This is a genomic window from Rhodococcus sp. AH-ZY2 (assembly GCF_030916465.1).
Taxonomy (GTDB): Bacteria; Actinomycetota; Actinomycetes; order Mycobacteriales; family Mycobacteriaceae; genus Rhodococcus; species Rhodococcus ruber.
Genome location: NZ_CP126458.1, coordinates 4,880,588 through 4,893,301 on the forward strand (window position 1 = coordinate 4,880,588; position 12,714 = coordinate 4,893,301).

At 72.2% G+C, this 12,714-nt stretch carries 13 protein-coding genes; 5 read left to right on the forward strand and 8 right to left on the reverse strand.

Annotated features, from left to right (window positions below; all coding sequences use genetic code 11):
* Positions 1–21: 21 nt before the first annotated feature.
* Positions 22–675: a hemerythrin domain-containing protein gene (locus QNA09_RS23435; RefSeq protein ID WP_119700236.1), complete on the reverse strand. Its 654-nt coding sequence runs from the start codon at positions 673–675 to the stop codon at positions 22–24.
* Positions 676–791: 116 nt separating this feature from the next.
* Here QNA09_RS23435 and QNA09_RS23440 point away from each other — a divergent pair, with 116 nt between their 5' ends.
* Together QNA09_RS23440 and QNA09_RS23445 are read left to right on the forward strand one after the other, a co-directional pair.
* On the forward strand, positions 792–1,745 hold the full coding sequence (locus QNA09_RS23440) for a DUF1648 domain-containing protein (protein WP_119700237.1): 954 nt from the start codon (positions 792–794) through the stop codon (positions 1,743–1,745).
* A 112-nt stretch (positions 1,746–1,857) separates the two neighbouring features.
* Positions 1,858–3,246 carry a glutamate decarboxylase gene (locus QNA09_RS23445; RefSeq protein WP_119700238.1) on the forward strand — a complete coding sequence of 463 codons (1,389 nt, stop codon included), beginning with the start codon at positions 1,858–1,860 and terminating at the stop codon, positions 3,244–3,246.
* A 52-nt stretch (positions 3,247–3,298) separates the two neighbouring features.
* On the opposite strand, the gene QNA09_RS23450 is transcribed toward QNA09_RS23445, so the two are convergent.
* Both QNA09_RS23450 and QNA09_RS23455 read right to left on the reverse strand, forming a co-directional pair.
* Positions 3,299–3,907, reverse strand: coding sequence for a YqgE/AlgH family protein (locus QNA09_RS23450; protein ID WP_054370794.1), 609 nt, complete (start codon positions 3,905–3,907; stop codon positions 3,299–3,301).
* Positions 3,908–3,961: 54 nt separating this feature from the next.
* Positions 3,962–4,657 (reverse strand): TetR/AcrR family transcriptional regulator, encoded by a 696-nt coding sequence (locus QNA09_RS23455; RefSeq protein WP_119700239.1) that lies wholly within the window; start codon positions 4,655–4,657, stop codon positions 3,962–3,964.
* 129 nt (positions 4,658–4,786) lie between these two features.
* Between QNA09_RS23455 and QNA09_RS23460 the strand changes: the two genes are divergently transcribed.
* Entirely contained in the window at positions 4,787–5,713 is a 927-nt protein-coding gene (locus tag QNA09_RS23460) for an NAD-dependent epimerase/dehydratase family protein (RefSeq protein ID WP_119700240.1), read from the forward strand.
* A gap of 3 nt (positions 5,714–5,716) precedes the next feature.
* Here the strand turns inward: QNA09_RS23460 and QNA09_RS23465 are convergent, their stop codons facing one another.
* On the reverse strand, positions 5,717–6,586 hold the full coding sequence (locus QNA09_RS23465) for a class II glutamine amidotransferase (RefSeq protein WP_003936677.1): 870 nt from the start codon (positions 6,584–6,586) through the stop codon (positions 5,717–5,719).
* A 135-nt stretch (positions 6,587–6,721) separates the two neighbouring features.
* On the opposite strand from QNA09_RS23465, the gene QNA09_RS23470 reads away from it, so the two are divergent.
* Positions 6,722–7,999 carry an MFS transporter gene (locus QNA09_RS23470; RefSeq protein WP_102031785.1) on the forward strand — a complete coding sequence of 426 codons (1,278 nt, stop codon included), beginning with the start codon at positions 6,722–6,724 and terminating at the stop codon, positions 7,997–7,999.
* 73 nt (positions 8,000–8,072) lie between these two features.
* Positions 8,073–9,617 carry a DUF4185 domain-containing protein gene (locus QNA09_RS23475; RefSeq protein WP_102031786.1) on the forward strand — a complete coding sequence of 515 codons (1,545 nt, stop codon included), beginning with the start codon at positions 8,073–8,075 and terminating at the stop codon, positions 9,615–9,617.
* A 77-nt stretch (positions 9,618–9,694) separates the two neighbouring features.
* Here QNA09_RS23475 and QNA09_RS23480 read toward each other — a convergent pair whose 3' ends face one another.
* From QNA09_RS23480 to QNA09_RS23495, 4 genes are read right to left on the reverse strand one after another with little or no spacing between them, the layout of a single operon-like run.
* A complete protein-coding gene (locus QNA09_RS23480; RefSeq protein ID WP_017681034.1) occupies positions 9,695–10,753 on the reverse strand; it encodes a sulfate/molybdate ABC transporter ATP-binding protein in 1,059 nt (352 codons plus the stop codon).
* The gene (locus tag QNA09_RS23485) at positions 10,750–11,544 is read right to left on the reverse strand and encodes an ABC transporter permease (RefSeq protein ID WP_119700241.1); all 795 of its coding nucleotides are present in this window, start codon (positions 11,542–11,544) and stop codon (positions 10,750–10,752) included. The genes QNA09_RS23480 and QNA09_RS23485 overlap by 4 nt, the downstream gene beginning before the upstream one ends.
* Positions 11,541–12,302 (reverse strand): molybdate ABC transporter substrate-binding protein, encoded by a 762-nt coding sequence (modA, locus tag QNA09_RS23490; protein WP_119700242.1) that lies wholly within the window; start codon positions 12,300–12,302, stop codon positions 11,541–11,543. Before modA ends, QNA09_RS23485 begins: the two co-directional genes overlap by 4 nt.
* Positions 12,299–12,703 (reverse strand): molybdopterin-binding protein, encoded by a 405-nt coding sequence (locus QNA09_RS23495; RefSeq protein ID WP_059175060.1) that lies wholly within the window; start codon positions 12,701–12,703, stop codon positions 12,299–12,301. Before QNA09_RS23495 ends, modA begins: the two co-directional genes overlap by 4 nt.
* Between the last annotated feature and the right edge of the window lie 11 nt (positions 12,704–12,714).

Below are 12,714 nucleotides of genomic sequence, written 5' to 3' on the forward strand. Positions count from 1 at the left end.
CCGGCGCCTCGGGGGCGGCCGTCACCCCCAGCGGCGTACGCGCTGGTAGCGCGGGTTCCACCAGAAGCGGTGGACGAGCCGCAGCGGCACGGGCAATTCGCTCAGCACCCGGCGCGCCTGCTCGGGGGTGGCGCCCTCGACGACGTACGGCCCCAGCTGCGCGATGTCGCTGTAGGCAAGTTCCTTCACCGAGGCCTTGGAGAGCGCGCGCCATTCCGGGACGGTGATCACCTCCCGGATGAGCGGGAACGCGTCGCGCTCCTCGTGCGCGAGGTGCGACCGCAGCAGTCCGACGAGGTCGTCGATGCGATGAGGCACCTGCTCCGGCCCGTGCTCCCGATCGTCGAACGCCGCCTCGAGCGCGGCGAGCGTCGGATCGATGAGAGAGTGCTCGGCCTCCATGTCGTCGAGCACCGCGAGATCGTCCGGCCGGTCGGCGAGTTTGCGGCGCATCAGCGGCCAGATGTGCGTGTCCTCGATCCGGTGATGGTGGTGCAGTTCCCGGCTGAAACCGTGCCAGCCGACCAGCAGCGCATCGTGGACCTCGTCGGTCTCGGTGCCGTAGGTCTGTGCCACGTTCGCCAGGCGTCCGACGTCGCGCCGGAACGCCGCGTGCAGCAATGTCATCACGTCCATGTCGTCGTCGGTCAGGGCAGTGGACTTGGTGGTGGTCATGTCGGCCTCGATCCTGTCGTGCTCGAGTTCTCTCTACGAGCCTGCAGCCCCGGGCACAGGCCCTCAATCCCCCGTTCGTGGGGGTGGTCGACGACGCCGTTTCCTACGCTGGGGCCGTGACCACCCGCCGCGTGATCGACCCCGCCGGGGCCCTGTTCGGACTGGGCCTGCCCCTCGTCGCCGCCGCGGCGACACTGCTGCTGACCCGGGTGTGGGAATCGCGGCTGCCCCCGCGGATCGCGACGCACTGGTCCGGGTCCGCACCGGACGGATTCTCGGACCCGGTCTCGTTCTCGTGGACGATGGCGCTGGTGATCCTGCTGGTCGGCGGCGGCTGCAGCGCGATCGCGGCGCTGGCCCCCGCGATGTTGCTGATGCGCCGCTACATGCTGGTGCTCGGTCTCGGCGTGACCGGCCTGCTGTCCACCCTGGGTGCGACGGTGCTCGCGAGCCAACTGGACACCCCGGCCGAACAGGCACGGCTGCCGATGTGGAGTATCGGCGCGGGCGTCGCGCTCGGCGTCGCCGCCGGGGTGCTCGGCGCGTCCCGGTTGCGGGATCACCGGGTCCGGCGGCCGGCAACCGGCCGCCCGGATCCGGCGCTGCCGCGGGGGCCGGTCGAGCTGCCGATCGTCGAGCAGGTCGGTACCGGGACGCGCACCACTGTGGCGCTTGCGGCGCTGGTGGTGGCACCTGCCGTCGTCGTGTGCGGCGCGGCGCGCAGCTGGTGGCCGCTGGCGATCTTCCTGCCGGTCGCCGCGCTCGTGCTGAGCCTGCTGCGCTTCCGCGTCGTCGTCGACGGCGCGGGCGTGCGGGTGCAGAACCTGGGAATGACGGCGGTGGATTACGACCTCGACGAGATCGTCGGCGCGCGGGTCGCGCACGTGCGTCCCTTCCAGGACTGGGGTGGGTGGGGACTGCGCACCAAGGGGCGGGGCCGGTACGGCCTCGTCACGATCACGGGTCCCGCGCTGGTGCTCACCGTTGCCGGCGGGCAGGAGTTCACCGTCACCGCGGCGCAGGCGGAACGCATGGCCGGCGCGCTGAACGCGCTCGCCGACCGTCGCTGACCGACCGCGGCGGATGCCGCTTCCCGAACACGCCGCGAGTCCGCGGCCGATCCGGTCTAATGGGAGCGATTGCCGACGAGTACAGCGATAGCCGACGAGTACGGAGGCCGACGTGAGCCATCGGAAGCGGTTGCACCCGGACGGAGTCCTCGCACCGGCGTACACCGGGCGCCTCGACAGCGAGCCGGTTCCGGCGCTACGGTTGCCGGCGCACTCGATGGACCCGGCGGAGGCGTACCGGTACATCCACGACGAACTGATGCTCGACGGCAGTTCGCGGCTGAACCTCGCCACATTCGTCACCACGTGGATGGAGCCGCAGGCCGGCGTGCTCATGGCCGAGACGTTCGACAAGAACCTCATCGACAAGGACGAGTATCCGGCGACGTCGGCGATGGAGGAGCGCTGCGTGGCGATGGTCGCCGAGCTGTTCCACGCGCCGGGCCTGTCCGACGTCGACCCGGGTACGGCGACGGGCGTGTCCACGATCGGCTCGAGCGAGGCGGTGATGCTCGCCGGGCTGGCGCTCAAATGGCGCTGGCGGGCCCGGCGGCAGGCCGCGGGACAGACCACAGCACGCCCGAACCTGGTGCTGGGCAGCAACGTTCAGGTGGTGTGGGAGAAGTTCTGCCGCTACTTCGACGTGGAGGCGAAGTATCTGCCGATGGAACCCGGACGGTACGTCGTCACCCCGGAGCAGGTGCGAGAGGCGTTGGACGAGAACACGATCGGGGTGGTCGCGATCCTCGGCACGACGTACACCGGCGAGCTGGAGCCGGTCACCGAGATCGCCGCCACGCTCGACGACGTGGCCGCCTCGGGAGGTCCCGACGTGCCGCTGCACGTGGATGCGGCCAGTGGGGGCTTCGTCGTGCCGTTCCTGCAGCCGAAACTGAAGTGGGACTTCCGGGTGCCGCGCGTGGTGTCGATCAACGTCAGCGGCCACAAGTACGGACTGACCTATCCGGGCATCGGATTCGTGGTGTGGCGCGACAAGGAACACCTGCCCGAGGAACTGGTCTTCCGGGTCAACTATCTCGGCGGCGACATGCCCACCTTCACCCTGAACTTCTCGCGGCCGGGAAACCAGATCGTCGGCCAGTACTACAACTTCCTGCGGCTCGGCCGCGACGGGTATCGCCGGGTGATGGAGACGCTGCGCTCCACCGCCAGCCGCCTGGCCGAGCAGCTCGCCGGGCTGGAGGGGATGCGCGTGATCTCCGACGGTACCGCCATCCCGGTGATCGCATTCGAGCTGACCGGCGATCCGGGGTTCACTGTGTTCGACGTCTCGCACGAGCTGCGGGCGGGCGGCTGGCAGGTGCCCGCGTACACCATGCCGGCCGACGCCGAGGAGGTTGCGGTGCTGCGGATCGTGGTCCGGGAGGGGTTCAGCGCCGACCTCGCGCGGCAGCTGTTCGCCGACATCGAACGGGTGTGTACCGAATTGCGCAAGGAGGGTCCGCTCCGGCACTCCAGCGAGCAGCACTTCGCGCACTGAGCTCTCACTTCGCGCACCGGGCTCTCACTTCGCGCACCGAGCCCTGGAGCGTTCAGTTCCGTTCGACCTCGATGGGGTGGGTGGCCAGCAGCGCGAGCGGCAGCGGCTGCCGGCGCAGCACCCGCGCCCACAGGTCGACCCGGGGCGGCCCGAGGATGTCCTGGGGGAGGGCGGAGATGACCATCCAGTCGTCGTTGCCGAGCTCGCCGTCGAGCTGCCCGGCGCTCCACCCGGCGTAGCCGGCGAAGATGCGGATGCCTTCGACGAGCGGGGCGATGACGGCCGGATCGGAGTCGAGGTCGATCATGACCACCCGCCCGTCGATCCGGCGCACCCCCGGCACCCCGTCGACCGAGACGCCGACGCGCAGCGTACCCAGGCACAGAGCAGAGTCCCGCCGGACGGGACCGCCGACGTAGAGCGCCTTGGGTGCGGCGCTGAGCTCCGTCCACTGCGGCAACACGGCTTGGACCGCGGTGTCGCTGGTGCGGTTGAGCACCACGCCGAGACTGCCCACGTCCCCGTGCTCGACGATGTAGACGACGGTGCGCCGGAAGGTCGGCTCGACGAGGTCGGTGGCCGACACGAGCAGCGTTCCGGGTCGGACGGCCGGTGTCGCCGGTGCCGTGCGGTCCTCGGGTTCGTCCTGATGCTGCGCCACCCCGACATCATCCCACCGTCGCCGACGCGGCGTGGCGGCAAGGCGGGGAGACGTTCAGGAGAGACCGGCGGTCTCGGCGAGTACCGCGAGGTGATGGTCGAACAACTGCTCGGGGTCGGTGAAGGAGTCGGTGCCGTACTGGCCGAAGACCTCGAAGTTCACGGCCCCGAACAGGGCAGCCCAGACCAGCACACCGCGGGCCAGGGCCGCGTCGGGGACACCGGAACCGAGTGCGGCGCGGATCCGGCCGAGATCGGTGGTGAGGCTGTCCGGCACGGCGACGGTGGCCGGGACGCGGAGGGCGCCGGCGGCGTACGCGGCGTCGAGGATACGGACGAGCCGGACGACGACGCGGGTGCCCGGGCCCGTGGTCTGCTCTGCGGGAGCGTGGTACCCGGGAACCGGACTGCCGAACAACAGGGCGTAGCGCGCGGGTTCGCGTAGCGCCCAGGTCCGCACCGCGCGGCCGAGGACGCGGAACTGCTCGGCGTGGGCGTCGACGGCGACATCGGCGAGCGCGTCGTCGACGGTGTCGGCGAGTTCGGTGTAGCCGTCGACGACGAGGAGGGTGAGCAGTTCGTCGCGGCTCGCGACGTAGCGGTACACCGCCGAGGAGACGACGCCGAGGTCGCGGGCGACGGCGCGCAACGACAGGGCGGCGGCGCCGTGGGTGGCGAGATGTTCGCGGCCGATCCGCAGGATGTCGGCCATCGTCTGCCGGCGGGCGCGGGCGCGGGGGGTTCCGGTCATGGCTTTCACCCTGCCAGATTCGTGAGCACTGTCAACAAAAGTGAGCACCGCTCTTGACTTTCCCCGCCGCGGCGCGCATTGTTGTCCCGAACAGAGAGCAGTGCTCACATTTCGAAGGAGCTGGACACCATGTCGAATCTGCAGGTCGTCACCGGCGCCGGTCCCGTCGGCTGGACCGTCGCCGAACAACTCGCCGGCCGGGGCCACCGCGTCCGCGTCCTCACCCGGTCCGGCAGTGGTCCGGAGCATCCGCTCGTCGAGCGCCGCCGGGTCGACGTCTCCGATCCCGCCCTGCTCGGTCCCGCCCTCGAGGGTGCCGGTGCCGTGTACCACTGCATCCATGGCTCCGCCTACCGCGCCGACACCTGGGAACGCGAACTGCCGGCCGCGGAGCGCACCGTTCTCGAGGCGGCCGGCCGCACGGGCGCGGTCGTGGTCTTCCCCGAGAGCCTGTACTCGTACAGCGAACCCGAGCGGGTCATGACCGAGGCGTCGCCGCGCGCGAGCACCACCGGCAAGCGGGGGGTACGGGCCCGGTTGCTGGACCGCCGTGCCGAGAGCGACACCCCGACCGTCAGCGTGGTCGCGTCCGACTTCTTCGGACCCCACGCCCGCAACGCCCACGCGGGCGAGCGGATGGTGCCGACCGTCCTGGCCGGGCGCAGCCCCCGCGTACTCGGCTCACCCGACGTCCCGCACTCGTTCACCTACGTGCCGGACCTGGCGGCCGCCATGATCGCGGCCGCGTCGAAGCCAGCGGCGTGGAACCGGGTCCTGCACGCCCCCACCGGCCCGGCCGGCACCCAGCGCGAACTCGTCGCCGCGTTCGCCGCCGCGGCGCAGATGCCGGCTCCGAAGGTGGGCACGATCCCCACCTGGCTGCTGCGTGCCGCCGCGCTGGTGAACCGCGACGCCCGCGAACTGGCCGAGATGCTCTACCAGTTCACCGATCCGTTCGTCATGGACTCCACGTACAGCGAGGAACTCCTCGGCCTGCGCCCGACGCCGCTGCCCGAGGCCGCGGCCGCGACGGTGCAGTGGTGGCGCGAGCAGTGACGCTCACTTCCCGGTCTGGGACGCGGCCGCCCGCTCGTCGAGGTCCGCAAGGGTGATCGGGTGCCGCGGGGGCTCGTCGACGACGACGGTGCGGGTCACCCGGAGTTCGCCGTCGACGTGCAGCAACTCCCCGCTGCGCAGGTCCGACCAGCCCGGATCCTCGTCCATGCGCTCGCTGGCGACCACGACCGCCGGTTGCCGCGCCAGGTGGCCCGACCGCACGCGGACCGTGCCGGCCTCGCTGGCGTGCTCGAGGTGGCGGCCTCCGTGCGGGCCGCCGGCGGGACGCTCGAGGACGAACAGGTCGTGGGTGTCCGGATACCGCAGCGCCCACAGCTCCGTCGCGGTCGTCAGGACCACGTTCAATGCGTAGACGGGCAGATTTTCGGCGGCCCACCGGACGGCGGCCGTCAGGCCGGCACCGACGTCGCCGCCGTGCTCGTCGATGCGGCGGGTGACGAGCGCGAAGAACCGCTCCGAGTCCGTCTCGCCCGCCACGAGATCGCGGTACGGGCCGAGTTCGGCCTCGAGCCGCGGCAGGTCGCCGAGGACCCCGTTGTGGGCGAACAGCCGCCCGCGCTGCTCGAACGGATGCGTGTTGCCCACGTCGAGACCCCCGGTCGAGGCGAACCGGATGTGCGCGACGAACGTCTGGGAACGCCGCTCCTTCGCCTCGGTGGCGAACGCGCGGTCCTCGTACGCCGCCAGCGGTTGCTTCTCCACCACCGGGCGGCCGTCGTCGGCGAACGTTCCGAGACCGGTGCCGTCGGGTTCGCGCCGGCTCTGGCGGGCCAGCGAATCGGACGCGTCGAGCAGCCAGAAGGTGGCGTGTACCCGGTGCGGCGCGGCGGTCAGCCCGAACAGTCGGCACATGGCGGTGTGTCCCCTCTTCCGGAAGTTGCCGGTTGCGCAGAGGGTAGGCCGGGGGACGTGGCGGGGGAGGCGGAACCGTCGCAGCGAGACGACCCGCGCCGGACGGATAGTGTCGGACCGATAGTGTCGGGCACTGTGCGGGAGTCGAGGCGGCAGGCGTGGCGCTCCACGGCGACGGCACTGCGCCGATCGCCCGGACTGGTCCGCCTGACGACCGTCCGCTTCGCCAGTCAGTTCGGCGACGGGCTGTTCCAGGCCGCGCTCGGCGGGGCGATCCTGTTCAACCCCGAGCGCCAGACCGATCCCGCCGCGATAGCCGCCGGGTTCGCGGTGCTGCTGCTGCCGTACTCGGTGGTCGGACCGTTCGCCGGCGCCCTGCTCGACCGGTGGGACCGTCGCCTGGTGCTGGTCGTCGCCAACGTCCTGCGCGCCGTGCTCGTCGTCGCGATGTCGGCGCTGCTCCTCACCGGTGGCGGTTCGACCCCGCTGTTGCTGCTCGCCCTCGCCGCCGTCGGTGTCAGTCGCTTCGTGCTCGCCGGGGTCTCGGCGTCCGTCCCGCATGTGGTGCGTCAATCATGGCTGGTACCGGTCAATTCCGTGCTCGCCACGGTGGGTTCCGGGATCTCCGCGGTCGGGGCCGGCGTCGCTGTCGCCACGATCGGTCTCGTGGGGGAGGGCGACTTCGGTTCCGGGGTGGCGGTGGCGCTCGGCGTCAGCGGATCCGTGGTCGCCGCGCTCGCCGCCGGCGGCTTCGCCCGTCACGCGCTCGGTCCCGACCGGGCCGTGCCGCGCCACCCGATCCGCGCCGTCGCCGCCGGCCTGCACACCGGCGCCACGGCGGTGTGGGAGGCGCCCGGCGTCACCGTCGCGATGATCGGCATCGGCGCGCACCGCGTCGTCTTCGGCATCGACACGCTCATCATGGTGCTGGTGCTGCGCGACGCCGACGGTGCCGCGCTGCCGGGCGGGCTCGTCGGATTCGGTGTCGCCGTCGGCGCCACCGCCGCCGGGATGCTCGTCGCGGCGGTCGCCGCCCCGCTCGTCATCCCGCGCCTCGGCCGGCCCCGCACCGTCGTCACGGCACTGACGTGTGCGGGCATCGTCCAGCTCGTCCTGGTCACCGGCTTCGACGAAACGGCATTGCTCGTCGCCGCGTTCCTGCTGGGTCTCGTCGGTCAGACCGTCAAGCTCACCGGAGACGCCGCGATGCAGATCGAGATCGACGACGCCCGGCGCGGACAGGTGTTCGCCCTGCAGGACACCGTGTTCAACATGGCGTTCCTCGTGGCGATCGTCGCGGCGGCCCTGATCGTCGCGCCGGACGGCCGCAGCCCGGGGCTCGCGCTCGCCGGAGTGGCGGTGTATGCCGGCGGGCTCGTCGCGGCGACGGCGGTTCGCCGGTTGCGCATGTGAGCCTGCGCGGTTTCGGGCGCCGGATTTGTTAGGTTCGCGGGGCATTTTCCCGACCGTCCCGGAGGAGAACGCCATGGCACGCAGGCACCGCACACCGCTGTCGGCGCTCGCCCTGGTCTCGTTGGCGCTGCCGCTGCTCGCGCTGCCCGGCCACGCCTCGGCCGCCCCGCCGGTCAACTCGTGCGGGGAAGAGGGCTTCGACCCGGCGGTGGAGCCGCCGGACCCCGGCGCGCCGCAGCTGCCGCGGGTCGACATCCCGCCCGTCGTGAAGATCCCCCTGCCGTATCCCGAGATCGTGCCGGTCCCGGTTCCCGGACCGGAGCCCGACGTCACCCGCGTGCCGCAGGAACCCTTACCCGCCGATCCGTGTGCCGACCCGTGCCCGGTTCCGGGCCTCGCGCCGGACGCTCCCGATACCCTCTCGAGCGGCTCGAGCGGCTCGAGTGGGTCCGCAGGCTCGAGCGGCTCCACAGGCTCGAGCGGATCCTCGAGCTTCCTGCCTCGCGTCGAACTGGATCCGCAGCCGGAGACGATCCCGATCCCCGTGCCCGGCCCGCCGGGTGCACCCGTCCCACCGGCCCCGCCTCGGGAGGATCCGCCGTTCGAGCCGGGCACGGTCACCGCCCGCCCGCCCGCGCCCGTCGTCGGCGACGTCGAACTGATTTCCCAGCTCACCGGTCCCGGCTCGGAGAATCGCACCGACGCGCGCTGGGCCGTGCACGGCACCGATCTCGGCATCGCGTGGGAGACGCGCCCCGGGGAGGTGGCCCTCGCCTTCGGCGACACGTTCGGTGCGCAGTGGTCCCCGCCGGGCGGGGCCGGCGGCGACTGGCGCAGCAACGTGCTGGCGTTCAGCCGCGACGCGGACCTGTCGGACGGCCTCACGATCGACGCGATGGTGCAGGACAGCCCGTGCCACGCCGCGGAGATCCTCGACGCCCGGCATGTGAAGAACTTCGAGACCACCGTCATCCCCACGTCCGGTTTCGCGATCGGCGACCGGCAGTACCTGAGTTACATGTCCGTGCGACGGTGGAGCGTCGTGCCGGGCATGTGGTACACGAACCACGGCGGCATCGCCTACTCCGACGACCACGGACAGACGTGGGTGAAGGATCCACATGCCCGCTGGGACAACGTGTTCGGGCTGGGCCGGTTCCAGGTCGCGACGATGGTGCCGCACGGTGACCACGTCTACATGTTCGGCACCCCGAACGGCCGCATCGGGTCGGTGGGCCTGGCCCGCGTGCCGGTCGACGACGTGCTCAACCCTTCCGCATACCAGTACTGGGTACACGACCGCTGGATGCCGGTCTTCGAGCAGCTCGCCACCCCACTCGCCGACGGCGCGGCGAGCGAGCTGTCGGTGCGGTTCGACGCTGCGCGAGACCGCTGGCAGATGAGCTACCTGGATCCGATCGCCGGCAACATCGTGCTGCGCGAGTCGGATTCACCTCAGGGCCACTGGTCGGATGCCACGCCGCTGGTGCGGACGGCCGACTACCCGAAGGCCTACGGCGGCTTCATGCATCCCTGGTCCGACGGCCGGGACCTGTACTTCACCGTGTCGGAGTGGGACAGCTACAACGTCTACCTGATGCGCGCCCGCCTGGATTGAATCCGGCTGCGCCGCAGCGGAGCCGAGCGAGTGTACCGTTCACCTCCGCGGCCCGACGGAACGATGCGTTCGCTCGGTCAGCGGGCGGCGTGGATGCGGACTTCGGTGGCCTTGACGACGAACCACACCGCCGCGCCGGGTGCGAGTGCGAGATCGGCGGCTGCGGACGTGGTGACCTCGGCGGTCATCCCGGACTCGGCGGCGCGGACGAGGACGGTGGCACCGCGGACCTCGAGTTCCCCGACGACGACGGCGAACGAGTTGCGGGGACTGCCGTGCGGCTCGTCGGGATAGACCGCGACGGCCGCGGGGGCGAACACCGCGACCGCCGAATCCCCCGGCGCGCAGTCGTCGTCGGGCACCCCCCGCACCCGGCCGACGACGGTGTCGACGCCGTCCGCGGTGAGGGTGCCGGCGAGCAGGTTCAGTCCCGCGATGCGGGCCGCGAACGCGCTGCGCGGCCGGGACAGCACGTCGCGCACCGTGCCTGCCTCGACGATCCGGCCCCCGTCGACGACGACGGTACGATCCGCGAGGGCGAGGGCGTCGAGCGGGTCGTGGGTGACCACGAGTGCCGTGCGTCCGGCGTCCTTCAGGACCGTGCGCAGCAGCGACCGCACGGCCGGGGCGGCCGTCACGTCGAGGGCCGCCATCGGTTCGTCGAGCAGCAGCAGCCGGGGGTCGGCGGCCAGCGCGCGGGCGATCGCGACGCGCTGGGCCTGACCGCCCGAGAGCTGCCGCGGTTTCCGGTCGGCGAGGTCCGTCGCGCCGACGGCGGCGAGGTGCCGCCACGCCGCCGCGCGGGCGGCCGATCGGCCGCGTCCCGCACTGCGGGGAGCGAATGCGACGTTGTCGAGGACGCTCAGGTGCGGGAACAACAGCGGCTGCTGGGCGAGCAGCGCCACCGCGCGGCGGTGCGGCGGCACCGCCACCCCCGTCGCCGTGTCGGTGAGCACCCGCCCGTCGACCTCGACGCGGCCGTCGTCGGGCTGCAGCAACCCCGCGATCACGTTCAACGCGGTCGACTTCCCGGCACCGTTGGGCCCCAGGACGGCGAGCACGCTGCCGGACTCCGCGGCGACCGCGAGGTCGACGTCGCGGGACTCGACCCGGGCCCGCAGTTGCAGTCCGGTCACGGCCCACCCGCTGCCCGTCGCCCCCGCACGGCGACGACGATCACGAGCGCGACCACGACGAGCAGCAGCGACAACGCCACCGCGGCGTCGGCGTCGGTCTCCCGCTGGAGGTAGATCTCGAGCGGCAACGTGCGGGTGACACCCTGGAGGCTGCCGGCGAAGGTGAGGGTAGCGCCGAACTCTCCGAGCGCCCGCGCGAAGGCGAGGACGGTGCCGGACGCGAGTCCCGGCAGCACGAGGGGGAGGGTGACGCGGCGGAAGACGATGGTCGGGCGTGCCCCCAGCGTTGCGGCGACCGCCTCGTACCGGGTGCCGGCGGTGCGCAGGGCGCCCTCGAGACTGATCACCAGGAACGGTAACGCGACGAACGTCTGCGCGAGGACCACTGCCGTGGTGGAGAACGCGATACGGATTCCGAGCAGTTCGAGGTACTCGCCGAGCAGTCCCCGGCGACCGAAGGTGTACAGCAGCGCGATGCCGCCGACGACGGGCGGCAGCACGAGTGGCAGCAGCACGAGCGAGCGCAGCACCGGAAGCCCGCGAAAGGTGCTGCGCGCGAGCACGGTCGCCATCGGCACGCCCAGCAGGACGCACAGCACCGTGGCGGCACCCGCGGTCCGCATGCTCAGGGCCAGGGCCTGCAGGGACGCCTCGGAGGTCACCAGATCCGGGAAGTGCCGCCAGTCGACGGCGAGGATCAGCGACAGCAGCGGCACGGCGACGAACAGTCCCCCGACGAGCGCGGGGACGTAGATCCACGCCGGCAGCCCCGCCGGACGGACGCGCGTCACGGGCCCGCGAACCCGTGCTCGGCCAGGACCCGTCGCCCGTCGGGCCCGGTGACGTGCGCGACGAACGCCGCCGCGGGATCCGCCGCCTCTGCGAGGACGGCGACGGGGTAGGTGTTGACGGCCGCGGCGGACTCGGGGAACGGCACGGTGGTCACGGCGTCCCCGGCCTGCCGGGCGTCGGTGACGTACACCAGCCCGGCGTCGGCCTGGCCGCTGGTCACCTTGCCGAGGACGTCCGTCACCGACGACTCCTCGCTGACCGGAGCGAGGTCGACCCCCGTGGCCTGCTCGATGCGGGCCGACGCCGCGCCGCACGGCACCTGCGGCGCACACACGACGACGTCGGCTCCGGGCCGGCCCAGGTCCGCGAAACCGGTGATGCCGAGCGGGTTGCCCGGCTCGGTGACGATGGTGAGGGTGTTGGCCGCGAAGGCCACGGGATCGCCCGCGACGACACCGGCGTCGACGGCCCTGGTCATGTTGGCGGCGTCGGCGGTGGCGAGGACGTCCGCCTCGGCACCCTGCGACAGGCGGGCGACGAGGTCCGACGAGCCCGCGAAGTCGAACACGACGCGGGTGCCCGGATTGCGGGCCTCGAAGTCCGCGCCGATCTCGCGGAAGGGCGCCTGCAGCGACGCGGCCGCGTACACCGTGAGCTCACCCGCGGCCCCGGACGGCGACCCCGGGCCGCCGCCGGCCTCCCCGGCACATCCGGCGAGGACGAGCGCGGCGACGGCGACTGCGAGAGCGGGTTTCACGATGCCCCTCCGGGGGTCTCGACGATGACCGTCGTGGCCTTGACGACGGCGACCGCGAGACTGCCCGGTTCGAGGCCGAGTTCCCGGACGGCCTCGCGGCTCATCAGCGAGACGACGCGGTGCGGGCCGCACTGCATCTCCACCTGCGCCATGACGGTGTCCGCGACCACCCGGGTCACGATTCCCGCGAACCGGTTGCGGGCGGAGCTGCCCACGCCGAGCAGATCGGGTGCCTCGTCCGCCTGCCGCCGGGCGAACTCGGCGAGCTCGGCTCCCTCGACGATCTTGCGCCCGGCGCCGTCCTTGCCGGCCGGCAGAGCGCCCTGGTCGATCCACCGTCGCACGGTGTCGTCGCTGACGCCGAGCAGCCGGGCGGCATCCTTGATGCGAATCTGCGTCACAATGCAGACAC

Excerpts from the sequence above, each read along its gene's own strand:
- QNA09_RS23475 (WP_102031786.1), top strand. The coding sequence starts at position 8,073 with ATGGCACGCAGGCACCGCACACCGCTGTCGGCGCTCGCCCTGGTCTCG.
- QNA09_RS23465 (WP_003936677.1), bottom strand. The coding sequence starts at position 6,586 with ATGTGCCGACTGTTCGGGCTGACCGCCGCGCCGCACCGGGTACACGCC.
- QNA09_RS23460 (WP_119700240.1), top strand. The coding sequence starts at position 4,787 with ATGTCGAATCTGCAGGTCGTCACCGGCGCCGGTCCCGTCGGCTGGACC.
- QNA09_RS23435 (WP_119700236.1), bottom strand. The coding sequence starts at position 675 with ATGACCACCACCAAGTCCACTGCCCTGACCGACGACGACATGGACGTG.
- QNA09_RS23455 (WP_119700239.1), bottom strand. The coding sequence starts at position 4,657 with ATGACCGGAACCCCCCGCGCCCGCGCCCGCCGGCAGACGATGGCCGAC.